Source organism: Arthrobacter sp. efr-133-R2A-63 (genome assembly GCF_030209795.1).
Lineage (GTDB): Bacteria > Actinomycetota > Actinomycetes > Actinomycetales > Micrococcaceae > Arthrobacter > Arthrobacter bambusae_A.
The window spans coordinates 85,626-109,995 of sequence record NZ_JARVRG010000030.1 but is presented as its reverse complement, the minus strand read 5'-3'; the positions used below and the strand labels follow the sequence as shown (position 1 = coordinate 109,995).

At 64.6% G+C, this 24,370-nt stretch carries 25 protein-coding genes and 3 tRNA genes; 9 read left to right on the top strand and 19 right to left on the bottom strand.

Going from position 1 to position 24,370, the window contains the following annotated elements; all coding sequences use genetic code 11:
- Positions 1-12 precede the first annotated feature (12 nt).
- From QRN45_RS16840 to QRN45_RS16820, 5 genes are all read left to right on the top strand, one after another.
- Positions 13-696 (top strand): CoA transferase subunit B, encoded by a 684-nt coding sequence (locus QRN45_RS16840; RefSeq protein WP_284764088.1) that lies wholly within the window; start codon positions 13-15, stop codon positions 694-696.
- Positions 693-1,898, top strand: coding sequence for an acetyl-CoA acetyltransferase (locus QRN45_RS16835; RefSeq protein WP_284764087.1), 1,206 nt, complete (start codon positions 693-695; stop codon positions 1,896-1,898). Before QRN45_RS16840 ends, QRN45_RS16835 begins: the two co-directional genes overlap by 4 nt.
- 148 nt (positions 1,899-2,046) lie before the next feature.
- Entirely contained in the window at positions 2,047-2,616 is a 570-nt protein-coding gene (locus tag QRN45_RS16830; RefSeq protein ID WP_284764086.1) for an HdeD family acid-resistance protein, read from the top strand.
- A gap of 64 nt (positions 2,617-2,680) precedes the next feature.
- Entirely contained in the window at positions 2,681-3,487 is an 807-nt protein-coding gene (locus tag QRN45_RS16825; RefSeq protein WP_241707326.1) for an exodeoxyribonuclease III, read from the top strand.
- A 33-nt stretch (positions 3,488-3,520) separates the two neighbouring features.
- The gene (locus tag QRN45_RS16820) at positions 3,521-4,390 is read left to right on the top strand and encodes a DUF8083 family protein (protein ID WP_078106804.1); all 870 of its coding nucleotides are present in this window, start codon (positions 3,521-3,523) and stop codon (positions 4,388-4,390) included.
- A 34-nt stretch (positions 4,391-4,424) separates the two neighbouring features.
- Here the strand turns inward: QRN45_RS16820 and QRN45_RS16815 are convergent, their stop codons facing one another.
- The 5 genes from QRN45_RS16815 to QRN45_RS16795 form a co-directional block, all read right to left on the bottom strand.
- Positions 4,425-5,483, bottom strand: a complete 1,059-nt coding sequence (locus QRN45_RS16815; protein WP_241707325.1) for a LacI family DNA-binding transcriptional regulator — start codon at positions 5,481-5,483, stop codon at positions 4,425-4,427.
- A gap of 119 nt (positions 5,484-5,602) precedes the next feature.
- On the bottom strand, positions 5,603-5,875 hold the full coding sequence (locus QRN45_RS16810) for a hypothetical protein (RefSeq protein ID WP_241707324.1): 273 nt from the start codon (positions 5,873-5,875) through the stop codon (positions 5,603-5,605).
- Positions 5,872-6,747, bottom strand: a complete 876-nt coding sequence (locus QRN45_RS16805) for a carbohydrate ABC transporter permease (protein WP_078106806.1) — start codon at positions 6,745-6,747, stop codon at positions 5,872-5,874. Before QRN45_RS16805 ends, QRN45_RS16810 begins: the two co-directional genes overlap by 4 nt.
- A complete protein-coding gene (locus QRN45_RS16800; RefSeq protein ID WP_241707323.1) occupies positions 6,744-7,763 on the bottom strand; it encodes a carbohydrate ABC transporter permease in 1,020 nt (339 codons plus the stop codon). Before QRN45_RS16800 ends, QRN45_RS16805 begins: the two co-directional genes overlap by 4 nt.
- 87 nt (positions 7,764-7,850) lie before the next feature.
- On the bottom strand, positions 7,851-9,131 hold the full coding sequence (locus QRN45_RS16795) for an ABC transporter substrate-binding protein (RefSeq protein WP_284764084.1): 1,281 nt from the start codon (positions 9,129-9,131) through the stop codon (positions 7,851-7,853).
- Between the two features lie 239 nt (positions 9,132-9,370).
- Here QRN45_RS16795 and QRN45_RS16790 point away from each other — a divergent pair, with 239 nt between their 5' ends.
- The gene (locus tag QRN45_RS16790) at positions 9,371-11,119 is read left to right on the top strand and encodes a glycoside hydrolase family 13 protein (protein WP_241707367.1); all 1,749 of its coding nucleotides are present in this window, start codon (positions 9,371-9,373) and stop codon (positions 11,117-11,119) included.
- 115 nt (positions 11,120-11,234) lie between these two features.
- Here the strand turns inward: QRN45_RS16790 and QRN45_RS16785 are convergent, their stop codons facing one another.
- The 9 genes from QRN45_RS16785 to QRN45_RS16745 all read right to left on the bottom strand — a co-directional run bounded on the left by QRN45_RS16785 (position 11,235) and on the right by QRN45_RS16745 (position 14,670).
- On the bottom strand, positions 11,235-11,540 hold the full coding sequence (locus QRN45_RS16785) for a hypothetical protein (protein WP_078106810.1): 306 nt from the start codon (positions 11,538-11,540) through the stop codon (positions 11,235-11,237).
- Between the two features lie 200 nt (positions 11,541-11,740).
- Complete coding sequence (locus QRN45_RS16780; RefSeq protein WP_241707321.1) at positions 11,741-12,352, bottom strand: hypothetical protein; 612 nt, start codon at positions 12,350-12,352, stop codon at positions 11,741-11,743.
- Positions 12,349-13,062 (bottom strand): DUF6286 domain-containing protein, encoded by a 714-nt coding sequence (locus tag QRN45_RS16775; RefSeq protein ID WP_241707320.1) that lies wholly within the window; start codon positions 13,060-13,062, stop codon positions 12,349-12,351. The genes QRN45_RS16780 and QRN45_RS16775 overlap by 4 nt, the downstream gene beginning before the upstream one ends.
- Positions 13,059-13,442: a hypothetical protein gene (locus QRN45_RS16770; protein ID WP_241707319.1), complete on the bottom strand. Its 384-nt coding sequence runs from the start codon at positions 13,440-13,442 to the stop codon at positions 13,059-13,061. The genes QRN45_RS16775 and QRN45_RS16770 overlap by 4 nt, the downstream gene beginning before the upstream one ends.
- Positions 13,439-13,630: a DUF2273 domain-containing protein gene (locus tag QRN45_RS16765; RefSeq protein WP_078106814.1), complete on the bottom strand. Its 192-nt coding sequence runs from the start codon at positions 13,628-13,630 to the stop codon at positions 13,439-13,441. The genes QRN45_RS16770 and QRN45_RS16765 overlap by 4 nt, the downstream gene beginning before the upstream one ends.
- Positions 13,627-14,100, bottom strand: a complete 474-nt coding sequence (locus tag QRN45_RS16760) for an Asp23/Gls24 family envelope stress response protein (protein ID WP_241707318.1) — start codon at positions 14,098-14,100, stop codon at positions 13,627-13,629. The genes QRN45_RS16765 and QRN45_RS16760 overlap by 4 nt, the downstream gene beginning before the upstream one ends.
- Before the next feature lie 198 nt (positions 14,101-14,298).
- A tRNA-Phe gene (locus tag QRN45_RS16755) sits at positions 14,299-14,374 on the bottom strand.
- 50 nt (positions 14,375-14,424) lie between these two features.
- A tRNA-Asp gene (locus tag QRN45_RS16750) sits at positions 14,425-14,498 on the bottom strand.
- A gap of 99 nt (positions 14,499-14,597) precedes the next feature.
- A tRNA-Glu gene (locus QRN45_RS16745) sits at positions 14,598-14,670 on the bottom strand.
- 288 nt (positions 14,671-14,958) lie between these two features.
- On the opposite strand from QRN45_RS16745, the gene QRN45_RS16740 reads away from it, so the two are divergent.
- Positions 14,959-15,882 carry a DMT family transporter gene (locus tag QRN45_RS16740; protein ID WP_264637252.1) on the top strand — a complete coding sequence of 308 codons (924 nt, stop codon included), beginning with the start codon at positions 14,959-14,961 and terminating at the stop codon, positions 15,880-15,882.
- Positions 15,883-15,954: 72 nt separating this feature from the next.
- On the opposite strand, the gene QRN45_RS16735 is transcribed toward QRN45_RS16740, so the two are convergent.
- Entirely contained in the window at positions 15,955-16,875 is a 921-nt protein-coding gene (locus tag QRN45_RS16735; protein WP_264637251.1) for a carbohydrate kinase family protein, read from the bottom strand.
- 48 nt (positions 16,876-16,923) lie between these two features.
- Entirely contained in the window at positions 16,924-17,976 is a 1,053-nt protein-coding gene (locus QRN45_RS16730; protein ID WP_264637250.1) for a LacI family DNA-binding transcriptional regulator, read from the bottom strand.
- A gap of 159 nt (positions 17,977-18,135) precedes the next feature.
- Here QRN45_RS16730 and QRN45_RS16725 point away from each other — a divergent pair, with 159 nt between their 5' ends.
- Positions 18,136-18,678: a metallopeptidase family protein gene (locus QRN45_RS16725; RefSeq protein ID WP_264637249.1), complete on the top strand. Its 543-nt coding sequence runs from the start codon at positions 18,136-18,138 to the stop codon at positions 18,676-18,678.
- A gap of 1 nt (position 18,679) precedes the next feature.
- Here QRN45_RS16725 and QRN45_RS16720 read toward each other — a convergent pair whose 3' ends face one another.
- Positions 18,680-21,463 (bottom strand): PEP/pyruvate-binding domain-containing protein, encoded by a 2,784-nt coding sequence (locus QRN45_RS16720; RefSeq protein WP_284764081.1) that lies wholly within the window; start codon positions 21,461-21,463, stop codon positions 18,680-18,682.
- Positions 21,464-21,502: 39 nt separating this feature from the next.
- Positions 21,503-22,555 (bottom strand): universal stress protein, encoded by a 1,053-nt coding sequence (locus QRN45_RS16715; protein WP_241707312.1) that lies wholly within the window; start codon positions 22,553-22,555, stop codon positions 21,503-21,505.
- 390 nt (positions 22,556-22,945) lie between these two features.
- On the opposite strand from QRN45_RS16715, the gene QRN45_RS16710 reads away from it, so the two are divergent.
- Positions 22,946-23,674 (top strand): NAD(P)/FAD-dependent oxidoreductase, encoded by a 729-nt coding sequence (locus QRN45_RS16710; RefSeq protein WP_372489604.1) that lies wholly within the window; start codon positions 22,946-22,948, stop codon positions 23,672-23,674.
- Here the strand turns inward: QRN45_RS16710 and QRN45_RS16705 are convergent.
- Complete coding sequence (locus tag QRN45_RS16705; RefSeq protein ID WP_264637248.1) at positions 23,671-24,333, bottom strand: copper resistance CopC family protein; 663 nt, start codon at positions 24,331-24,333, stop codon at positions 23,671-23,673. The genes QRN45_RS16710 and QRN45_RS16705 overlap by 4 nt on opposite strands.
- Positions 24,334-24,370 lie beyond the last annotated feature (37 nt).

Genomic DNA, 24,370 nt, shown 5'->3' with positions numbered 1-24,370 from the left:
AGGAGCACCACCATGGCATGGACCCGAGACGAAATGGCAGCCATTGCGGCCGAGGAACTCCACGACGGCGACTACGTCAACCTCGGCATCGGCATTCCGACCCTCGTCGCCAACAACCTGCCCGACGGCGTGCGGGTTGTCCTGCAAAGCGAGAACGGCCTACTCGGCATGGGGCCTTTCCCGTATGAAGGCGAGGAAGACGCCGACCTCATCAACGCCGGCAAGCAGACTGTCACGGTCCTGCCCGGCGGCAGCATCTTCGACTCCGCGACGTCCTTCGGGATGATCCGCGGCGGACATGTCAAGGTTGCAATCCTCGGCGCCATGCAGGTTTCCGGCAACGGCGACCTCGCCAATTGGACCATCCCGGGAAAGATGGTCAAGGGCATGGGCGGTGCCATGGACCTGGTGGCGGGAACTCCGCGCGTCGTGGTCCTCACCGAACACAACGCCAAGGACGGGAGCGCGAAGATCGTCCGCGAATGCATCCTGCCGTTGACCGGACTGGGGGTGGTGGACCGGATCGTGAGTGACCTCGCGGTGTTTGACCTTGTGCGGAACGACGACGGCGGGCGGCAGCTCACCCTTACCCGTCTCGCCCCCGGGGTCACCGTGGAGGAACTCCGCGATAAAACGGAGGCCGCGTTCGCCGTCGCATTGGAAACCACCTCCGCTCTCGAAGGAGCAACAGCATGAGCCTGAAAGACCAGTTCGGCAAAGATGTCCTCCTCACCGGCTGGGGACACAGCAGGTTCGGCAAACTCACGGACGAGACGCTGGAGTCCTTGATCGTCCAGGTGTCCGCGGAGGCCATCCGGAACTCCGGGCTCGAGCCACGGGACATCGACGAGATCTACCTCGGCCAGTTCAACTCAGGCATGCAGCCCCTGGGCTTCACGTCCTCCCTGGCCCTGCAGCTGTCCGAGGACCTGGCGAACGTGCCCGCAACCAGGACCGAGAACGCCTGCGCCTCCGGTTCCGCGGCATTCCAGCAGGGCGTGAAATCCGTGCTTGCCGGGGCGGCCCGCAACGTCCTGGTGATCGGCGCCGAGAAGATGACCGACGCCGGAGCCGACGTTGTCGGAGCAGCCCTTCTGGGCGCGTCCTACGAAATGGCGGGCAAGGCCTCCACCACCGGTTTCACGGGGTTGTTCGCCGAGGTGGCCAAGCACTACGAGAAGCGCTACGGAGCGGGTTTCGCTGGTGCAGGTCTGGGCGACATCCTCGGATCCATCGCCGCCAAGAACCACCACAACGGCATGGACAACCCCTACGCGCAGATGCACCGCGATTTCGGCGAGGAGTTCTGTCGGACGGTTTCCGAGAAGAACCCCATGGTTGCCGAACCGCTGCGCCGCACCGACTGCTCCCCCGTGTCCGACGGCGCCGCCGCCGTCGTGCTCTCCCTGGGCCCGGCGTCGGGCGCTGCTACCGAACCCGTACGGCTGGCGGGCTTCGGGCAAGCGAACGACTTCTTCCCGGCAGAGCGCCGCGACCCCACCGAATTCGCCGCCACGCGGGTGTCCTGGGAACGCGCGCTGGGGATGGCCGGCCTCGGTATCGACGGACTGGACTTCGCCGAAGTGCACGATTGCTTCACGATCGCCGAACTGATCATGTACGAGGCCATGGGACTGACCCCGCGCGGCGAAGGCTCCCGGGCCGTGCAGGAAGGCTGGGTCTACAAGGACGGAAAGCTGCCCATCAACGTGTCCGGCGGCCTCAAGGCGAAGGGCCACCCCGTGGGCGCTACAGGCGTGTCCCAGCACGTCATCGCAGCCATGCAGCTCACGGGCACCGCCGGCGCCATGCAACTGCCCAACGCCCGCCGCGGAGCCGTGCAGAACATGGGCGGCGTGGGCATCGCGAACTACGTTTCGATTTTGGAGTCTGTTTAGCGGATGCCCGCTGGAACTCCCCACTTTTAAAGTCCGACGCCGACGGCGGCCCGCATAGTGACGCGGGCCGCCGTTGGGTCCAAGCCCAAAGGTGGGGAGTTCCGGCCTGCCCATTCCCCAGCTACCTCGCCGGGTCTAAACTGACCCTATGTCCGACACCGCGGGACGCAAGTTGTTTCAGCATTCAGGAACGGCGCTCATCTTCCGGGGAGCTTTGGCCCTTCTCTTTGCCTTCCTGGTCGCTTCCCTGCCGGTAGCCACGGTATTTGCCCTTGTCTACGTGTTCGGCGTGTTTGCCATTACCGACGGGCTCGCCAACATGGCCCACTATTTCTACGACCCTGCGCGCCACTCCCGCTGGAGCCTGATCGGTGGCTTCATCTCGGTCGCAACGGGCCTCGTGGCCGTTTCCTGGCCGGGCATCACCGCCGCGGCACTGGGCGTCCTGATCGGAGCCTGGGCACTCATCTTGGGGATCTCGCAAATCATCCTTGCCAGGGACATCAGGACAACGGTCAGGGGTTGGTGGATCTGGATGGTGACGGCAGTGGTCACCACCTTGTTCGGACTTTTTGTGCTCGTCAATCCGGCAGCCGGATTCCTGGGCGTGGTGGCGCTCCTCGCGAGCTACGCCGCGGTCAGTGGCGTTCTGTTGATCGCCTCCGGCATCAGGCTCCGCAGGCGCGCGTCCTCTTCTTCGGTGATGCTCGCCCATTAGCACCAGCGGTAGCAATCCGCCCCGGGGGGATGCGCCAAGGCCCAAGTTCGGTAAGTTAGTGGCTGTGAAGATAGCTACCTGGAATGTGAATTCGCTCCGCGCACGTGCCGACCGCGTCGAGGCCTGGCTGCAGCGCAGTGACTGCGACGTCCTCGCGATACAGGAAACCAAGTGCAAGGACGACAACTTCCCGTGGGAGCTCTTCGAGCGCATGGGCTACGAGGTTGCCCATTTCGGCCTGAGCCAATGGAACGGCGTGGCGATCGCCTCGCGTGTAGGGCTCGACGACGTCGAACGCACCTTTGTTGACCAGCCCGCCTTCGGAAAGGCGGGCAAGGATCCTGTTCAGGAAGCCCGCGCCATTGCCGCAACGTGTGGAGGGGTACGGGTGTGGAGCCTTTACGTTCCCAACGGTCGTTCGCTCGACGACGAGCACATGCCCTACAAGCTCAAGTGGCTGGACACCCTGAAGGGACACGCCGCCGCTTGGATCACAGAGAACCCCGAAACCCAGGTGGCGCTCATGGGCGACTGGAACATCGCGCCGCTCGACGAGGATGTCTGGGACATCGATTACTTCCGGGCGAACGCGCTCACCCACGTGAGCGAACCCGAGCGTGAGGCCTTCCGGGCGTTCGAAGGGGCCGGTTTCACCGACGTCGCGCGCGCCTACACGCCGGGTCCCGGCGTCTACACCTACTGGGACTACACGCAGCTGCGGTTCCCCAAGAAGGAGGGCATGCGTATCGACTTCGTCCTGGCCTCTCCCGCGCTGGCCGCCCGCGTCACCGGGGCGTCGATCGACCGCGAAGAGCGCAAGGGCAAGGGCGCCTCGGACCACGCTCCCGTGATCGTGGAGCTTACGGACTGAGCAGCAACAATTGACGGAGGAGGCGGGCCCGCGATGAGCGGAAAGCTATACGGGAGTCAGGCTGGGCTGCCTTTCTCTTCAGCGTTGCGCGTCTATGAACCACTCGAGGCATTCCCGGAAGACCAGCGGCAACAGCTCGTGGCGAGCGGGACCCGCAGCGGTTCGCGGGCCGCCGTCGAAAATGCCGAGCTGCTCGCTTCCCTCGGTCGGGTCACGCGCAAGGGCGGGGATCCGTTCCCCACCGGCAGCACCGATCTTGTCCGCATCACGCGGATTCCCACCGGTGATCCGAACGACCCCGACGGCGGCCGGCTGCTTTACTGCCCCAGCCAGCTGGTCATCCGCGCAGGATTGGCTGCCAATGCCCTCATGGAAGGTATCCACGGGCCGCTCGCGGACCTGCTCATCCCCGTGGACCAGCGCGACCGGCACCAGGCACGCATAGACCGCATCAACGCCAGTCACGACGCGAAGCGCGTGCACACCCGGGCCTCCACGTGGGGCATCCCCTTCAGCTGGTTCTCGCTCTTCCAGGAATCGGACCGCAAGGATGTGGTGGAATCCGGTGGACGCATCTTGACGGTGAGGGTCTGGGCCTCGCTGACCGATGCCTTGGACCGGGCGCGCTTTGCCGTCGCCAACCTCGCCCTCGCCGCCCCGGACCTGGACATGCTGGACGACCTCACACAGCTCACCGAATGGCTCGAATTGTTCCATGTGCAGTCGATGGTCGAGCTGGATTATGGCGCCGTGGCGGACAAGGTATACCCGGACGAGTCACCCATGGACGTCAGGCTCGGCATCGAATGCCTGGCCGAGGGTGACATGACGGGAGCGGCCGCGGCTTACCGCAGGCTGGCTTCCCGCTGGATCCCCATCAGGCAGTTGGCCCGGGCTTCGTAGCTCCTCAGCTTCGCGTCCGGAGCTCTTGGCCTCGTCAGTCCTTGGAACGGGGCGGACCCGTGGTCTCACGGACAATCAGCCGGTGGGGCGCTTTCATGGACCTCACCGACCCTGCGGCCCCTGCCAGTTCGTCCAACAGCATGCGGGTGCCCAGTTGGCCCTGTTCCACGGGGTCCTGGGCCACGGTTGTCAGGCCCATGGCCTCGGCGAATTCATGGTTGTCAATGCCGATGATGGACAATTCTTCCGGTACGCGGACGCCACGGCGCCGCGCCTGCAACATGGCTCCCATGGCCATTTCATCGGAGGCGCAGAAGATCGCCGTCGGTTTTGGCCCCGGTTTGCTCCAGAGCTCGTCGAAGGCTTCCTGGCCACTGCCCACGGTGAAGTTTCCGAAAATGTCCCATTCCGGCGGCATGGAAAAGCCAGCGCTTGTCATGGCATCCGTGAAGCCGTCAACGCGCAGTCGTGGGACGGTGAAGTTCAGGTCGGAATCGTCCTGGCCGTGGAGCAGCGCGATCTCGCGGTGGCCGAGATTCAACAGGTGCATGGTGGCTTCCACCGAGGCTGCGTAATCGTCGATCCCGATGCTGGGGCAATCCTCCACCGGACCGCCGACAATGACCAAGGGGATTTCGATCCTCTGGAGATCGGCGATTTCCTCGGGGGTCAGGGACATACAGAGGACCAGGAGTGCATCAATCTGCTTGTAGACCATCGTCTTGCTGAAGAGCCGTTCCCGCGCTCCGCGCTGCCCGCCCAGGTTGAACAGGGAGAGGTTGTAGCCGCGGGCGTGGAGCTCACGGTCTACGCCCTCGATCGCCTTGAAGAAGAACCAACGGTCCACGTAGGGGGCCAGGACACCGATTGTCCTGGTGCGGCCCGTAGCCAGCCCGGAAGCGGACGACGACGCCACGTACCCGAGTTCTCCTGCGACCCGCAGGATCTTTTCCCTGGTCGCAGGAGACACCCTGGGAAGGCCGCGCACCGCGCGGGAAACGGTGGCGGTGGAAACGCCTGCGGCGTGTGCGACGTCCTCAATGCTGGCTCCTGCGTGGCCGCCACGCTGGGAACGTTCACTCGTTTTTGCCACTCAAGCCCCCTCAAAGATTCCGTGCGGAAGCCGGGGGTTCCTTCCCAGACGGCAGATAACCAGCGTATTCCGCCTGGTTTCCCTCCGCCGATTCCGCTCTATTTATTTCGGCTCGCTTCTCAACCGATGCGCCTTGACGTCCGCGCGGGGAGCCGCCGCCGAAGCCGAAGCATTCCCCACAGGGCCAGCAACACTGCCAACAGGCCCAGGGCCCAGCCCAGTGCGGGCTGGGCCGTGAGTTCGGCGGCCACCGTGATGACCAGCAGGACCAAGGCCCAAAAACCGAGAAAACCAATCACTAGGTCGAAATCTTCAGCCGATTTCACCCGCGTGTTCTGCTCCTTGGCCGGGCCGCCGAGGGACGGCCCGGCCGAATCAGGAGTTTGCGTCATTTGACGGCGCCCGCTGTCAGGCCGGCCACAATCTTGCGCTGGAAGACCAGTACGAGGATCACCAGCGGAATCGTGACAACCGTTCCGGCTGCCATGACGGCGGTGTACGGCTCTTGGTGGGCTTGTGCACCGGCGAAGTAGGCGATAGCCACTGTGACCGTCTTGGTCTGGTCATTCGACAGCTGGCTCGCGATGAGGAACTCGTTCCACGAAGCGATGAACGCCAGGATGGCGGTGGTGAACACGGCGGGCGCAGCAAGCGGCATGATCACCTTGCGGAATGCCTGGCCCTGTGTACAGCCATCAATTCGAGCTGATTCTTCCAGCTCCCACGGCATTTCCCGGAAGAAGGACGTCAAGGTGTACACCGTCAACGGAAGCACGAACGAGATGTTCGGGATGATCAGCGCCTGATATGTGCCGTACCAGCCGATGTTGGTGAACAACTGGAACAGCGGCGTCACCAAGGCCACGCCCGGGAACATTGATGCACCGAGGACGAAGCCGAGGACAAGGAATTTGAAGCGGAATTCGAGCCTGGACAAGGCGTAGGCCGCAAACACGCCGAACAGCAGGGCAACCACGGTGGTTACGCCCGCCACGAAGAGCGAGTTCAGGAGGTTCCGGCCGAAGTGGTTGCCCAGGTTCTCCGAGAAGACCGTGGTGAAGTTGTCCCAGGTGACGTGGGTGAAGAATGGCGTCGAGTCGAAGGTATATCCAACGTCGCGGAACGCGGTCACGATCATCCAGTAGAACGGAATCAAGCACCAGATGAAGATGAGCGCAGCGCTGAGGTACGTTCGTCCGCTCGCCCAGCGTTCCCGCCGTCGGGCAGCTGTCTTGGGCGCGGTGTCAAAGCTCACGGCGGTCATTTTTCCTGTCCCTTGGTCTTAGGCGTGGCTGAGGCGACAGCGTTGGCTCCCAGGAAACGAACGAAGATGAACGCCACGAGGAAGATGATGAGGAAGGTGATGGTGGACAACGCCGCTGCTGAGTTGAATCCCTGACGGATTTGGTCAACCACCAAGATGGACAACGTCGTCGTGCCATTCGAGCCTTGGGTCATGATGGCCGGCAGGTCATACATGCGCAGTGCGTCAAGGACACGGAACAGGACAGCCACCATGAGCGCCGGCTTCACGAGCGGCAGGGTGATCTGCGTGAAACGCTGCCATGCCGAGGCGCCGTCGACCTTGGCCGCCTCGTATACTTCCGCCGGGATGATCTGCAGGCCAGCCAAAATCAGCAGGGCCATGAACGGCGTGGTCTTCCAGACGTCCGAAATGATGATCGCCCAGCGGGCCGGCCACTCGCTGCCTGTCCACAGGATTGCCGTGCCGAAAAGCTTGTTGGCGATTCCGTCGAAAGCGAAGATGAAGAACCACAGCTTGGCGGTGACGGCTGTCGGGATGGCCCACGGAACCAGGACAGCAGCGCGAAGGGCACTGCGACCGCGGAAAGTCCGGGCCATGATGACGGCCATCCAGAATCCGAGGACAGTCTCCAAGACGACGGTGACGACGGTGAAGAAGAACGTCGTTCCAACGGCGCTCCAGAACTGGGAGCCAAGGGTGCCGGGCGCACAGGCTGCGGAGCCACATTGCTGGGCCAACCAGTGGACAAAGTTGTCGAAGCCGGCGGGTCCACCCGAGACGAAGACCTTGGTGACCGGGTCAAGGCCCTGGTCCTTCTGGAAGGCCATGATAATCGCGTTGACCACCGGGTACACGATGACCACGGCAAGCAGTACCAAGGCGGGGGAAATCAACCAGAACGCCCACCGGCCTTGCGATGTGGCCGCCCGGTCCTGTCCTACTTCTTTTTGACCTTTTTTGGGTTTGGGGCTTGGTGTCTCTGGCGCCCGTTTAGGCTGCGCTAGGGTGGACATTTCCCCTCCTTCCGGAAATTGATAGCGTGCCCCTCGGGCGGCCGTTCGCTTGAAGCGCCAGCCGCCCGAGGTTCACTGGAGGTGTTGCTATTGGCTGGCCGAGTTGATGGCCGTGTCCATATCGGTCATCGCCTGATCGACGGACTTGTCACCCTTGATCGCAGCGTAGGCATTGTCCTGGATGGCCTTGGTGACTGCAGGGTAGAACGGCGAGACCGGGCGCGGCACGGCATTCGAAATCGAGGTCTTCAGCACCGGAAGGTACGGCAGCTGCTGGACCAGGGTCGGATCGTCGTACAAGGAACCGATGACCGGCGCCAGGGAACCCTGCGTGGCGTAGAACTTCTCGGTCTCTTCACTGGTCATGAAGGCCAGGAAGTCCTTGGCCGTCGCCTTGTGCTGCGAGTACACACTGACGGCGAGGTTGTGGCCACCGAGGGATGAGGCGCCGGGGCCGCTCTTACCCGGAAGCGGAGCCATCCCGAAGGTGTCCTTCACCTTGGAGGAGCCGTCCGTCTTGGCGAGGTTGTAGACGTAAGGCCAGTTGCGCAGGAAGAGGAGCTTGCCGTCTTCGAAGGACTGCCTGCCCTGTTCTTCCTGGTACGTCACGGCCTGGGTGGGGATGTTTCCGTTCTTGTAGGCCGTGACCAGGTTGGTAAGGCCGGCCTTGGCCGCCGCGGAAGTCACGGTGGACTTGCCGTCGTCGCCAACGATCGTGCCGCCGGCCGAGTTGATGGCTTCAGCCGCGTTCACGGTGAGGCCTTCATACTTGGCGAACTGCCCCGCGTAGCAGTCGATTCCATGCGACTTCGCGATGGAGCACATGCTCATCATCTCGTCCCAGGTCTTGGGCGGGGTGGGCACCAAGTCCTTGCGGTAGAAGAGGATGCCGCCGTCCGAAGTCTGCGGTGCCGCGAAGAGCGTGTTGTTGTACGTGGCCGTCTTGACGGTAGCCGGCAGCATCTTGGAGGTATCGATGCTCATCTTGTCCGAGAGCGGCTGCAACCAACCCTTCGCGGCAAATTCGGCGGTCCAGATGACGTCCACGTCAACGACGTCATAGTTGGCGTTCTTGGCCTGGAAGTTCTGGACCAAATCGTCGTGCTGCTGGTCCGCCTGGTCGGACTGCTCCTTGAAGGTGACCTTCTGGTCCGGGTGTGCCGCATTCCACTTATCGACGAGCGGGCGGACAACGTTGCTGTTGTCCTTGCCCTGGACGTAGGTGATGGGACCGCGTCCGTCGAGGTTTGCTGCGGCATCTCCGCCGCTTGAGGCTGTGCTGCCGCCACCGCCGCCACCACAGGCGGACAGGGACATGGCTAGCACGCCGGCAACAGCAGCCGGCAAAAGGTACTTGCGTGTGTTCATGCTGGGAACTCCTCAGTGAGTGGACCAGGTATTTCCGCTGCGCGGTTGATGTGGTGAGCCTCACATTAGTAAGCTTCCGGGTAGTAATGCAAGCGTTTACACAAAAATATGTCGTCGAGAGGAATCCAGTGCCGCACTCCCCGATCCCAACCCCCGGTTCCAGCAATTCCGCGTGGTGGGCAAGCGCCGTGGTGTACCAGATCTATCCTCGCTCTTTCGCCGACGGCAACGGCGACGGGATGGGCGACCTTGCCGGGGTCACCGCAAAACTGCCGTACCTGCAGGAGCTCGGCGTGGATGCCGTATGGCTCTCCCCGTTCTATAAGTCGCCGCAGGCAGATGCCGGATACGACGTAGCGGACTACCGGGCCGTGGATCCGCTCTTCGGCACCTTGGAGGACTTCGACGCCATGCTGGAGAAGGCACACAGCCTCGGCATCAAGGTGATCGTCGACCTCGTCCCCAACCACACTTCGGACGAGCACGCCTGGTTCCGCGAAGCCCTTGCTGCCGCCCCCGGCTCCCCCGAACGCGGGCGTTACATGTTCCACCCGGGCAAAGATTCCAAGCCGGGCTCCGGGGACGGGGCCTTGGCCCCGAACAATTGGAAATCCATCTTCGGCGGCCCCGCGTGGACGCGCCTGACGAACGACGACGGCACTCCGGGCGAGTGGTACCTGCACCTTTTCGACACGAAGCAGCCCGATCTCAACTGGGAGAATCCCGAGGTCCATGAGGAGATGCGTTCGGTGCTGCGCTTCTGGCTGGACCGCGGAGTTGACGGCTTCCGGGTGGATGTTGCCCACGGCCTGGTCAAGGAAGCCGGCTTGCCGGACTGGGAAGGCGCCGCCGCCATGGTCGAAGGTGGCTTGTCCGCACCAGGAGCCCACAGCGAAGCCGTCGAACCGCATACCGCCAAGCTGCACATCGTCCCCGCTGCCGACAGCCCCGCCGGGGCCGTCGCGACGGCCGTCGAGCACAAGGTCAAGCCACCGCTGGACCCGCCGTCGCCCTTCTTCGACCAGGACGGCGTTCACGAGATCTACCGCGAATGGAACAGAGTCCTCGCCGAATATGACGGCGACCGCATGCTGGTTGCCGAGGCGTGGGTGGAGCCTGCGGAGCGATTGGCACGGTACGTGCGCAAGGACGAAATGCAGCAGGCATTCAACTTCGATTTCCTCCTGGCAGGCTGGGATGCGGAGCGCATGGCAGTGGCCATCGAAACTTCGTTGGACGCGGCCGGATCCGTCGAGGCTCCCTCCACCTGGGTCCTGAGCAATCACGACACCGTCCGGCACCCCAGCCGTTTCGGGCTGGCAGATCCCACCACGTTCCCCAAGGGAATCGCGGCGGAGGACGAACAGCCCGACGCCGATCTGGGCCTCGCGCGGGCACGCGCAGCCTCCATGGTGTCCTTCGCCCTGCCGGGCTCGGCCTACTTGTACCAAGGTGAAGAACTCGGCCTTCCGGAGCACACGTCCCTGCCGGCCGAAGCGCGCCAAGACCCATCATTCTTCCGGACGAAGGGCGTGGAACGCGGCCGCGATGGGTGCCGGGTGCCGCTGCCCTGGAAATCCGCTGAAGCCGGCTTCGGGTTCTCGGACGCGGCGTCGGCGGGTACGGCCGACGCCGCTACTGCCGGCACGGCACCCGCGGCGCCCTGGCTCCCCCAGCCCGAAGAGTTCGGGGAGCTGGCGGCGGACCTGCAGGCCGGCGTCGGCGGCTCCACCTTGGAGCTGTACCGCGCAGTCCTGGCATTCCGCCGCTCTCACCGCCTCGGCTCGGGGACGTTCCAGTGGGCTGAAGCGCACGATCCCGCCAACGGAGTCCTGGCCTTCCACAACCGGGACGTCCTGGTAGTGGTCAATATGGGCACTGTGGCTCTCCCTGTCCCGGCCGGGCTGCGAGTGGAACTGTCCAGCGATGGCGCCTCAGGCGGGACGTCGATTCTCCCGGACAGCGGGGCGTATCTCGTGACGCGGTAGGATCCCTTCCTGACCTTCTTTCACACGGAAAAGGGGCCGACACGCAGCAAGTTGTGCGTGTCGGCCCCGTTCTGTATCCAAAGAGGGTCAGGAACGCGCCGTCATGGCGTGGAGCCTACTTGCCACCCTTGAAGAATCCGGCGATCTTGGAGCCGAGGCCCTTGGCGTTCCCGGCCACGTCCCCGGCGATTTCCTTGGCGTTTCCTGCAACATCCCCTGCGAGGTCCTTGGCTTTCTCGGCCACGTCGCCCGAGAGGAATTCCTTGACGTGCTCGGCGGCGTCGCCGGCGAATTCCTTTGCGTTCCCGACCGCCTCACCGGCAAAAACCTTGACGTGCTCCGCGGCATCTCCCGCGACGTGCTTGGCCTGCTCAGCTGCAGCTTCGGCGCTCTGCTTGATGTTGTTGACTTCTTCGCTCATGGTTTTCTCCTTGTTCCTGGTCCAAAGTGCTTTTGGTCCATCGGCTTGACTCGGACCCAAGGTCCGGTGCCGGCCGGGCAAGCCCAACCAAAGGGAAGAGTTCCCCCTACCCTTCAAACTATGGCCCAATGCGCACCCCTGCAACGCAAAACGCCTGGGAAAGCACATAGCCATCCGATTAACAACGGCTGCGGGTCGGCTCAGCGAACGCGCTCGGCCTTGCTGAATCTGGTGCGCGCTCCGGCCCCGATATGAATCAATACGGGTGTCTTCCGCCCGACTACCAGGTCCAGTGCCTCCACGAGGCGGGAGATGTCTGCGGCCAGCAGGTGCGGGGAAACGCCTTGACGGGGCTGGACCCGGACACGGAGCCCGGGGCGACCGTTGACCTCGTACGTTGCCACCGTTACGCCGGCGAGGTCCGCGCGTTCCGCGAGGGCCGCCTTGAGCGCCTGCTCGGCAAGGTTGCCTCCGATATTGACGTCGCCAGGGGTCCGGGCGTCGTCGTATTCCGACACGATGAGGTTGGCGCGGCCTTTGCCCTGCTGCGATACCCAGGCCACCATGAGCACGATCAGCACAACAAGCACCGCAGCTGCCGCAATCCAGAGCCAGCTTTCCTCCCGTCCCGGAATACGGGTCTGCTCGGAGAGGTACTTGGCGTGTTCCCAGAGCCCGGTGGACCAGCCCTGCCACCACCTCCCGACGGCGGGAACCGTGGCGAGCAGCATCAGGAGAATGCCAATGGCCAGCAGCTTCAGGCCAAGGATGCCGATCAGGATGCGGTTGAGGACGTGCGGAGTGCCGTTCATGCCCCGATCACCCCGGACGTCGCGACATTGACACGGACTGAAGGCATAGGCGAAGGCGCCATCCTTTGAAGTTCATCCTCCACGGCCGCAAGTATCCGTTCCTCGCGCAAGGGCACCCCCGAGGTGGGCCTGACGTTGACCACAACCAACCGCTGCGAAACCACCACCATGACTTGCTCCTGGGTGACGTTCGCTGCGGTCCGGGCGGCCCGGGCCAGCGCCGAAGCGATGACCTCGTCGTCCACCACTACTCCGGCCCGGGGATCCTGAAGCAAGTGACGGGACTTCCGGCCGGGAAGGACCGCGTTCAAGAAGAAGATCAACCCAACCATGGCGACGACCCCGCCCAGCGCACCGAGCAGCAAGGGCGAAGTACCTCCGGGCAGGGCAGTGAGCCGCTCAGCGGCCGTTTGCGGATCGATGAGCCACGGCGGCTGGCCGATGGCGCGCAAGGCGGATTCGAGGAGGGCATAGACACAGGCCGCAATCACAAGGGCCGCCGCCAGTCCCGCCATTCCGGCGCGGGAGGAGCGGGTCTCGCGCTTGAGGATGCGCTGGAGTCCGACGTCGATCCGGTCGCCGACGTCGGAGGTCCCTGGTGCCGGGGCGCCGGGGGTATCGCCGTCGGCCGTATCCGCTGCGTGCAAAGTGTCCGGGTGGCCGCGGTCGGGGTGGCTGCGCCGGGCGTGCGGGGTCTGGGCGTGGCTCATTGGACGCGGGCTCCTTCGCTGACGCGTGCGCCGCTGATCCGGATGTCCACGCGGCTCAGGGTGGAACCGCTCAGCTGGGTGACACGCTCAAGGATGGCGGTCTTGGCAGCGACGGCCCGGTCCCAAACCGTGCCGCCGTATCCTTCGACACGCAGCGGGTCCCTGAGGACTTCGGTCAGCGAGGGCACACGGATCGGGGCGGCTATCGAGAGTGCCAGGAGGCCGTCGTCGTCCGACCACTCGGCGCGCACATCCTGCGCCGAGACGCCGAGCGCCTCGGCAGCGGCCGCCTGGGCCAAAGTGGTGAGGGCCTGGGTGCTGATTCGGTTGTGTCCGGCCAGGGAGACGGCAGGCTGCACAGCCTCAGCCGTGGAACTCATGACGACGAGCGGCGGCCGGTGAGGGCATCCAGCACGCTGCGCAGGTCAAGCTTTCCGTCCGCGGCGCGGCCCAGGAGTGCGCCGATGCCCATGAAGAGAAGGGCAATGATGAAACCCCACAGCCCGAATTGGAAGGCCATGAACGCCACGAAGGCGCCGATCCCGATCCCGACAACAGTCATGCTCACTGGAGTGGCTCCCTTTCCGATAATGCGCCTTTTGTTCCGGCTTTGACGGGCGGGGCAACGTAGACGTCGTTGATCTCAACGTTGACCTCAATGACTTCCAGCCCGACCAGCGATTCGACCGCACGGTAGACGGCCGCGCGGACCTGGTTGGCGACATCATGCAAAGGGTATCCATAGACGGCCACAAGATTGAGGTCCACGGCCACTTGGGTCTCTCCGACCTCGGCGCGGACACCTGCGGCATGGTCCTGGCTGCCGACGGCATCGCGGATGGCTCCGAGGGCGCGCGATGGAGCCGATCCGAGGGAATAGACGCCCGGAACGGCCCTGGCGGCAATGCCGGCAACCTTGGCGACGGCGGAATCCGAGATCACTGTGCGGCCACTTCCTGCCACCGTTTGCCGGTCCTCGGATACCGGAGCCCCAACGGCTTCCGGTTCAGGCACGGTGTAGCTTTCCTGCTGGTCCATGTAGCCCTCCCCTTCTCTTGAGTACCACACTAGCGCGTGGCTAAGAGAAGGCGGAGACAAGCGGCCCTTGCCGTGAAATTCTGCTGGATCACCCCGGGAAATGTTCGGCTTTTGCGCACAAAGTTAATAGCCAGGGCTTTTCCGCTGCAGGCTTTAAAAGAAGAAAAGCGCCAGTTCCGAAGAACTGACGCTTCCCAGTGGTGGCTCCGACCGGCGTCGATCCGGTGACCTTTCGATTTTCAGTCGAACGCTCTACCAACTGAGCTACAGAGCCTTAGGTGACAATGTCACCATGACTGCCGGAACTTCTTCCGGCAATCAGAGCGACCCTGACGGGACTTGAACCCGCGACCTCCGCCGTGACAGGGCGGCGCGCTAACCAACTGCGCTACAGGGCCTTGCTGCAGTATCTCTACTGCGATTGCGGCATCTCCACCGCCTTTTTCAAGGCTTCCAGCCTACCAGACTTTTCAGCCCGACTTGACCAGTTCCTTGCGTACCCCCAACGGGATTCGAACCCGTGCCGCCGCCGTGAAAGGGCGGTGTCCTAGGCCGCTAGACGATGGGGGCCTGGAACAATCCGAATTCGCGACGGCCGACAACGCAATGCGATTTCCCGCCTGCATACCGCTTCTCGCTCGTCCGAACTGGACTCTAAAACTTTAGAGCATAGTCGGGGATATTCCCAAATCGCCTCCCGCGAAGCGAAAACCGGAGCGAAAACCGGAGCGAAAACCGGAACGCAAACGGGGACGCAGCGTCCCGTTCAAAACCGCTACGACAGAGTTGGCGGTTTCTTGTTGAAAGACGTCCGAATTCCGCCAGTCCGTCCAGCCCTTCCCGGGCTAGATTGGCATCATGGCCACAAGCACCCCCCTCTCTCCGGCGACCACTCCCTCCCGGACCATCAGTAAGCTCGGCATCGCCGCCGTCATCGTCACCGTTGTCCTTTGGGCGTCCGCCTTCGTAGGCATCCGCGCCGTGGGACCCAGTTTCTCCCCCGGCTCGCTGACGCTCGGACGGCTGGTTGTTGCCGCCGTCGCGCTCGGAATTGTCGCCCTGCCCAGGCTCAAGCGCTGGCCCAAAGGCCGCGAATGGCTGCCCATCCTCGCCTACGGCGTCATGTGGTTCGCAGGTTACAACCTCGCCCTGAACGCCGCCGAGCACATGCTCGATGCCGGAACCAGCGCCATGCTCATCAACGTATCGCCCATCCTGATCGCCGTCCTCGCCGGCGTCATCCTGAAAGAAGGATTTCCGCGTTGGCTGATCATCGGCAGCCTCGTGGCATTCAGCGGCGTTGCCCTGATCGCTCTCGGTTCGGGACAGCGCTCGACGGCGGATGTGGCCGGAGTGCTGTTGTGCCTTCTTGCCGCCGTGCTCGCCGCGGTAAGCGTCATCGTCCAGAAGCCCGTGCTGCGCACGTTCTCCGCGGCGCAGGCCACCTGGTTTGGCATTATGGTGGGCGCAGTGTGCTGCTTGCCGTGGGCCGGCCAGCTGGTGACCGAAGTGCAGGCAGCGCCCCTTCCGGCCACGCTTGGCTTGGTGTACCTCGGAATCTTCCCGACGGCCATCGCTTTCACCACGTGGGCTTATGCACTGTCCCTCATCGAGGCCGGCAAACTCGCCGCCACGACCTACTTGGTTCCGGGCACCACGATCCTGATCTCCTGGGCGGTGCTCAAGGAGATCCCCACCATTTGGGGACTCGTGGGCGGTGTCATCTGCCTCGTAGGCGTCGGGCTGACGCGGCGCCGCTCGCGGAGGATCACCTCGCGCTAGAAGCCGGACGGTCCGACCTCGCTCCCGGAAGCAAGCCGGGCCGGGCCCGGCCGCCGTCGCGTCCCAGCCGTCCTACCTCGCCATCCCGGCAAGGAGCTCCCGGTGCGTGGGCGGATTGGCTCCGGGCCGCCCCACCGTGATGGACGCGGCCATGGAAGCGGTCTGTCCGATGCGTTCGAGGACCGTGGGCGCAAGCCCTTGGCTGCCGCGCAGCAGCAGCCCGAGGATCAGAGCCGACATGTAGGAATCGCCGGCCCCGATGGTGTCCGCGACCACTGAGGTCACCGCGGGAACCGTCAGCTGGGTGTGCGGCGTCGCCATGAGGGAGCCCTGCGCGCCCCGAGTCACCACGGCCAGGCCTGCTCCGAGGCCCAGGATGTGCTTGGCAGTCTCTTCCAAGGACTTGCCCGGATAGAGCCAGAACGCGTCGTCGTCGCTGAGCTTCACCACGCTGGTCAGCGGCACGAGCTCCTCGAAAATGCGCCGTGCCTCGCCGTGGCTGCCCAGGAGGTCGGTGCGGATGTTGGGGTCGTACGTGACGATGCACCCGCCTTGGGCCTGCTCCAGGAGGGTCCTGACGACGGCGGCGCCGGGCTCGAGGAACGTGGCGATCGAACCTGTGTGGAGGATCTTCGGGGCGTAAGGGAGCGCGGCAGGAGCCAGCTTCCACTCGATGTCGAAGGTGTACTCCGCCGAACCGTCCGCGGCGATCTCCGCCGTCGCCGTCGCGGTCTTCGCGAGCGATTGTGAGCCCGGCAGGACAACCACTCCTGCGCTTGCCAGGTGCGCCGCGATGGACTCGCCCCGGGAATCGCGCCCGACGGCGGTCAGCAGTCCGGCTTTCACGTCGAGCCGTCCAAGGCCGTAGGCGACGTTCGCCGGCGAGCCGCCGGGATATTCGGTCTGCCCTTCGGGCGAGTTGACGATGTCGATGAGCGCTTCGCCGACCACGACGACGTCGAGCGGCTCGGACGCGAGGTGCGAGTGGTTCATGCGTTTCCTGTTCCTTGCTTGGGGAGATTCAGTGACTGGTGGTGGATTTCAGAAGCTAGTAGCCGTTTTCAGTGGCGCCGCCACGGAATGGCGTTCGACAAGGGGACATTCAAAGTATTCGGTACTGCCATCACGTTCCGCGCCGGCCAGGAGCACTTCAATGGCACGCCTGCCCATCTCGAGGAAGGGCAGTTCGAGCGTGGTCAGACCGGGCCGCAAATGCGGGGCGAGCGTTTCCTGGTTGTCGAAACCCACCAGCGACACATCGTGCGGGATGGACAGTCCAAGCTGGGCCAGCGCCTGGTAGCTGCCCCAGGCGGTGCGGTCGTTGGCGCAGAAGATGGCGGTGGGTGGCTGCGGACCGGTCATGAGCGCCAGGGCATTGTCGAAACCGCCCGATTCATGCCCGTCGCCGATCCGGTGGAGCCCGGGATCGGTGTCGAGGCCAGCCTCCCTGAGTGCCCTGAGATAGCCCGCATGGCGTCCGGCGGCGGCAGGAAGCTCGCCGTCCACCGCGCCGATGTTGACCATCGCAATACGCCGGTGGCCCGCGTCCACCAGGCGTTTGGTGGCCATGTAGCCGCCGAGCTCCTCTTGCGGAGCGATGCTTGGAAAGCGTCCGGATCGGTCGCGGGAATTGAGCACGACGGCGGGCACCTCAGCCAGGACGTCCGGCACGTCGAGAACGCGGTGGTACATGGCGGCGTAAACCACTCCGGCGACCTTATAGGACAGCATGGTTTCCAGCGACGCAGCCTCGAGGGCTTTGTCGCCGCCGGTGTTGACGGCCAGGAGGAGCAGTCCGGCCTCCCAAGCCCTTGCCTGGGCGCCTTCGATGATCTTGCCGGCGAATGGCGCAGTGGCCACGAAATCGCCGACGAAGCCGATCATTCCGGCGACGCCGTCCCGGAGCACTTTGGCGTGGGCGTTGGTCCGGTACCCCAGTTCATGGGCGGCAGCATGGACCTTGCGCCGGGTTTCTTCCGAGAACCTGGTTCCCGCGGCATCGTTGAGCACCAGCGAGACTGTGGCCTGGGAAACGCCGGCAGCCGCAGCGACGTCGTTCATCGTCGTGCCGGAACGACTGCCGGGGCGGGTCATGGGCTGGCCTGTCTGCTCGAAACTTCGGGGGCTTGTCACAGGATCCGCACGCTTGGCCGGGCTTAACCTGGGGCTTGGTTATACGAATTACCAGCCCGGAAAACTGTAGCTGCCAGCACATCGTGCGTCAATGACCGGGCCGCGGACTAGAGTCAGAACATGCCCGTGAATTTTCCTCCCGGCCTGCCGATCGTTCCCGACGGCGATGCCCCCGGCGGCCCGCGCATTTCCTCCCCTCTCCCTGGTTCCGGGGTGGGTACTGGCGCTGGTTCCGGGGTGGGTACTGGCGCTGGTTCCGGGGCGGGTTCCGGGGCGGCGCAGTTCGCCACTGTTCCTTTCGAGATGTCGCCGGAAGACTTCGAGGCGGCAGTCAGTGATGCCTTGCTCCTCATTCCGGACAAAGCGGCGCGGGCCATGGACAACGTGGCCATCTTCATCGAGGACGACTACATCCCGCAGCCCGGAGAGGACCCGGACACCGTGCTCCTTGGCCTGTACGAGGGGGTGCCTTTGACGGAACGGGACTCTTGGTGGGATGCCGGTTCCCTCCCGGACCGGATCACCATTTTCAGGCAGCCGATCCTGGATATCTGCGAGTCCCGCCAGGAAGTGATCGACGAGGTTGCCATCACCGTGATCCATGAGATCGCCCACCACTTCGGCATCGGCGAGGACCGCCTGCACGAGCTCGGCTGGGGATAGGCTAGATAGCCACCGTCCCCGTGGCCCCGTCCACCGTGATCGTTTGTCCCGTACTGACCCGGGAGGTCGCATCCGGGACGCCGACGACGGCGGGAATCCCGTACTCACGGGCGACAACAGCTCCGTGGGAGTTGGGGCCGCCCATCTCCATCACAAGTCCCCCGGCGGTCAGGAAGAGGGGCGTCCAGCCGGGATCCGTGGAGGGTGCCACCAGGATTTCGCCGGGTTCGAGGTGCGCGCCCACCGGATCCATGATCACCCTGGCCACTGCCGTCACCGTTCCCGCCGAAGCAGGGGTTCCGTGCAGCAGGCCGTCCGGCAGTGCGCTCCCCTTCTCTGTGCTGCCCGAAGCTGCAGCCACCGTCTCGTGGCGAAGGAAACCGGCGGGCAGCGCTTCCGGTTCGGTGCCGTCGGAGAGCAGGACGCGAGGCACGTGGCGGCGCTTGAGTTCAAGCTCGTACGCCTCGCGCCGCTGGGCCACTACTTCGTGGAGATCCTTGCCGTCCAAGCCATTGCGGGCATCGTTGAAATCCAGGAAAAAGACGTCACCGGCGTCATCGATGATTCCCGCGTCCGCCAAGGCCTCCCCTACCTCCGAAACCTGGGCACGCACTGCGGCGAAGCCACGTACGAGGTGATACTTGGGCATCTCGCGGAGTCCCGCAAACATGCGTGTCCGTTCAAGTGCCATTTTCACGATCCTGGCGTGAAGCGGACTCTTGGACCGCGCACGTGCCACCAGCACCGCGACTTGCTCCACGGCGTCGCGCGCTGCTTTTTCGAACTGTTTGTCCGGCGCCAGGCGGGGATCGTCGAGGCGAAGGTAATTGACCAGGACTCCGATGATGTGGGTCGGGTCGTCGGACCAACGGGGCATGCCCAGGTCGATTTCGGCGACGGCCCGGTGCCCGTAGTCACGCAGGAAGGAGGCCAGCCCCGATTGCGCGACGATCGGCAGCCCGCCGTTCCGATACCCCTCCGCGAGCGCAGCTGGATCCCCGCCGGTGAATGCCTCCGAGGAAGCGGGATCGTCACGAATGCTGGCCGCAAGCCGCCATAGCGCAAGGTCCATTTCCGTGGTGACGTTGTTGGGCAGGCCGCGGATGATGGTTTGGAGCTCACCCCAGGAGGCTTGTTCGCCAAGTAGCTTCCGGACCAGCCCGATCATCGCGAAGCCGAGCGCCACCGGGGGCAGAATATTGGGCAGTATCGGGAACAATTCTTCGCGCAGTATCCGCTCGGCGCGGTCCAGCTTTTCACGGGGGGTGGCATCGGCGGGGACTTCATGCGTTGCATACAGGTCCTCCCCCAGCCGTTCCGCCTTGTCGAGGGCAGCGTCCGGCCGAAAGAGCGCGCGCAGCAGTGTCTCCGGAAGGTGGAAGCGGAGCACGATCGGGCCAATGTGCCTGAGCAATTTGAAAGGCGTCTTGCTGGTGAGCGCGAATCGCGGGTCATCGAACAGCTCGCGCATGATTGCGGCCGACCGTGATTCCATGACGTCGAAAATCCTGGGCACGACGGCCCGCCCGGCCTTGCTCCGGAGCACCGAAGTGAAGTCGAAATAGATCCGCTGCCCCGCCTCGTAATAAGGCGAAGGGCCATCCCGTGGTTCGGGAACGCGGAATCCCGCGGCGACGGCTGCCGATGATCCCATGAGCCTGATGCTGGCAAGCCCCATGGGAGTCAAGGGACGGGTAAGGCCTTGGGCGAGGCTGAAGCAAAGGTACGCGTGGGGACCGGGGATTGCGGGTTGCCGGGTCATGTGCGGGTAGAGCGTGGTGATAGGCCGGGCTTGGGTGAGCCACAGTTTGCCCTCGCCATCGATGGCCCATTCAGTGTCCTGCGGTGCTCCGTAATGCTCCTCGACGCGCTGGCCAAGGACAGCGAGCGCCCTGATCTGGGAGTCGGCAAGGCAGGCATCCCCGGCGGTTTGATCCTGCGCGGCCGCGTCGGATGTTCCGGACAAATTGAGCCTTTCGGTTCCGCCGCCGGAAACGGCGCGAATCACCAGCCTCCGGTCACCGATCATTCGTTCCGTGATCCTGCCGGTGAGCGAATCCACCACAAAGTGGTCCGGATTCACGGAACCCGAGACAACAGCCTCGCCGAGGCCGGGGTTGGCGTCGATCACCGCCTCGCGGCGCCGCCCGGTCACCGGATTGGCGGTGAACAACACTCCGGCAGACTCAGCGTCCACCATCCGTTGGACGACGACGGCGAGCGCCACCGTCGCGTGGTCGATCGCGTTGCCTGCACGGTAGCTGACCGCCCGGTCAGTCCATAGGGAAGCCCAACACTTCACGACGGCCTGCAGCACGGCGTCGATCCCCACGACGTTCAAGTAGGTGTCCTGCTGTCCGGCGAAACTCGCAAAGGGCAGGTCCTCGGCGGTGGCAGAGGACCTGACTGCGACGGGGACTTCATGGCCCAGCGCGGAGTAGGCCGAGCGGACGGCTCCTTCGACCTCTGCCGGGATGCCGGCGTCGAGCACTGCTTCCCTGGCGCGGGCCGCGAGGGAAGCGAGCCCCTCAAGGTCGCCGGGGTCCACGGCCTCAAGGCCACTAAAAACGTCCTTGAGGGCTGCCTCGGGACTTCCATCAGGCTGAAGCGCGCGCCGATAAGCCTCGGTGGTCAGGCAAAAACCGGGCGGGACCGGAAGTCCCGCCCAGATCATTTCGCCCAGATTGGCCGCCTTGCCCCCGACTTCCGGAAGCATGGTTGCCCGGATCCGGCGCAACTCGACGATCAGGCGCGGGCCTTCCCCGGGCTGTGCGTACTCCGCCATTGCCGTTCGCCTGCGTTCACCGGTCCTTGGCCGTGCCGCTTATGCGGCGCCGAGCATGGGACCGAAGTTGACTCGGTCGGCCAGCCTGGGATCCTCGCGGTCGGGAACAACCAGCACGGGCCCTTTGGCATGGTGGAGCACTCCATCCGACGTCGATCCGAGGAGCATCCCTGCGAAGCCTCCCCGCCCGCGCGTCCCCAGCACCACGAGTTCGACGCCGCGGCTCACCTCCACGAGGACTTCCACGGGTGCACCGTCCAGCAGTTGTGTTTCCGCCGGAAGCTTGGGGAAGTGGCTCTTGAGCCACGCCAAGCCCGCGTCCAGCTGAACCCTGATGTCCTTGAAGAGCGCTTCCCTGTCCAGGGGTGCCGGAACCCACGCCAACGAGCCGCTGTACTCGGGAACGGCGCAGATGACGCGCAGCTTCGCTCCCATGCGTTGGGCCTGCTCCGCAGCTTCCAAGACGGCAACGCGGGCCTGTTCCGAGCCGTCCACGCCGACGGCCACCACATTCTCAATGACGTGGGGGCCGGCCTTCGCGCGCTCGGCCTTGATGTGCTTGTCCTCTGTGGTTTCACCGAACCGGTCTGCGCAGAAGAGCGGGACGGTCACGGTGGGGCACTTGGAGTGCGCCGGCAGGGCACTGCTCACGGAGCCCAGGAGCCTGCCCACGAACCCGCCCCGTCCCCGGGTGCCGAAGACCAGGAGCTCGGCCGTTTCGGACAGATCGAGCAGCACGCCGGAGGCATCTCCGTTCTCCACCGAGCCATCGACGTCGATGGCGTAGCCCGAGACCTTCTCAAGGGCCTGTTTGACGATGGCCTCGGCGCCTTCCCGGATAACGGAGTCATCCACTGTCGCATAGCCGCCGTCCAGGCCGGAAGCCGCAAAGATGGGCACAGAGTAAGCCGTGACTACATGCAGGGGAAGCTGCCTGCGTTCGGCCTCGCGCGCTGCCCAAAGGAGGGCGCACTGGCCGTGTTCACTGCCGTCAACGCCCACCACAATTCCACCCGGGGCAATGGACGGTTCCTCTCCGTTGCCTTCGGTCTCTGCTCGATGGCTCTCAGAGTGTTTGCCGTGCTGGTCCATGGGGCCTGCCTCCTCGCACTGCTGGCTGATGTTGCGGCTATTCTGCCAGAGCCCGCGCCCACAACGTGTTTCTCGCGCGCCTGCCGTGAGTTGCGGTCTCCAATGCTCACTATTCTCGTTTGCAAGGGCCGAATCAAGCCGGAAGAAGCGTATGTGGAAACCCGCCCGGGGCGTGGAAATCCACCGAATCGTGGCGGGAAAAACGCAGCGGCAGACATGCCGATGCCGGGGCTATCCACCACGCGATTTCTTCTGTAATGTTCGAGGCACTGGTGACCGGGGATAGTGTTTTTCAACACATCAACGGCCATCATTCGCGACCGCTTGGGGACCCGGACGCCGACCCCCGGTGTTGCCTTCGGCAACGCACCTTCAAAGAGGAGCCAAGCTGTGTCAACCATGCCTGCTGCGAGTACGGAACGCACCACCGCCGTGGTCATCGGTGCCGGCATGCCCGGACTGGCCGTGGCCAGCGAACTCAGCCGCTACGGAGTAGATGCCATCGTGGTGGACGGAATGTATGTCCCCGGCCCCCTGCAGTCCCTCAACACCGGTATCCTGCAGCGCTGCGACGCCGCCGACGCCGCGTGCCTCCAAGAGCGCAGCGAAATCCTGAGGCACCTGCGCAACTACGCAGCCAGCCACGGCCTCGACGTCCGGAGCAGCACGCGGGCTGTCCGCCTCGATCGCCTGGACGAGGCCGCCGCGGGGACCGTGATTTCCGGAGCTGTGGTTTCCGACTCCGGGCTTTCCAACCCGACCGGACAGGATCCTGCAACGGAGGCCTTGGCAGCCCCGGGCGTTGTCTCCTACCAATGGGCCGTGCACACCGCCAACGGAGTGCTTTTGGCTGACCACGTCGTTGTCACCCGCTGTGGACAGAGCCAGTTGCGGCGAATGCTCGCCGAGCTTGGCATCGCGATCGGCCAGAACCTCGTCGCGGCCATGCGCGCAATGGGAATGTACCTGGTTGGAGTCGGCGAACTTGCCACACCCACGCCAAAGGAAGTCCTGCGCCAAGCCAAAGTGGTGGGACAGGCAATTTCCGCCAAGGTCCACCCGGACAGCGTCCACGGGGCCCTCACCGGCACCTTTGCAGCAATTCCTGCGCTGGCCTAGGGCTTCTTCTCCAGGCTGCCGGGCTCGTCCTCAGAGTCCTCTTCATCATCGGATTCACCGGAATCTCCACCTGCCAGCCTGCGCCGTGCGGTAACGCCCAGGAACACCAGCAGGCCGGCGGCCACCACCGCGAAGACCACGATGCTCCACGGGAACGGCTGGGAGGCATCGGGCACCTTCTCCGGCGTCGTCGTGGAACCCGGCGCGGCAGTGCCGGCGGTGGGCACCTCCACCGAAGGTGCCGTGCTCGCAGAACCTCCGCCCGCCGTCGTGCTTCCTGCCTTGGCAGTGAAGGTGAAGGTGCCTTCGATGGGGTGCGAATCCGAGCTGACAACCCGCCAGACGACGGTGAAGGCTCCGGCGGGCGCGCCCGCCCGCAGCTTCTGCGACACCACGGTGTCCACAATCTCGACGGACCCATCTGCCCAGTTCCGGCCTGAGGAGTCGTTCACCTGGATTTGTGAGCCGAGCAGGAGCGGCCGGTTGTTGAACGTGACGGACACGGAGTCCGGAACGTTGGCGACCGTTGAGCCGTTGGCCGGTGACGTTGACTCGGCCGTGTCGTGCGCGAAGGCGGGTGCTGCCGAGAACAGGGCGGCAGAGAAAAGGACCGCTGTGAAAGCGACGACGACGGCCAGGAGCTGGCGGATAGGGCGCATGAGCGAATGACTCCCTTTGATGTTGGATTCCTTACAG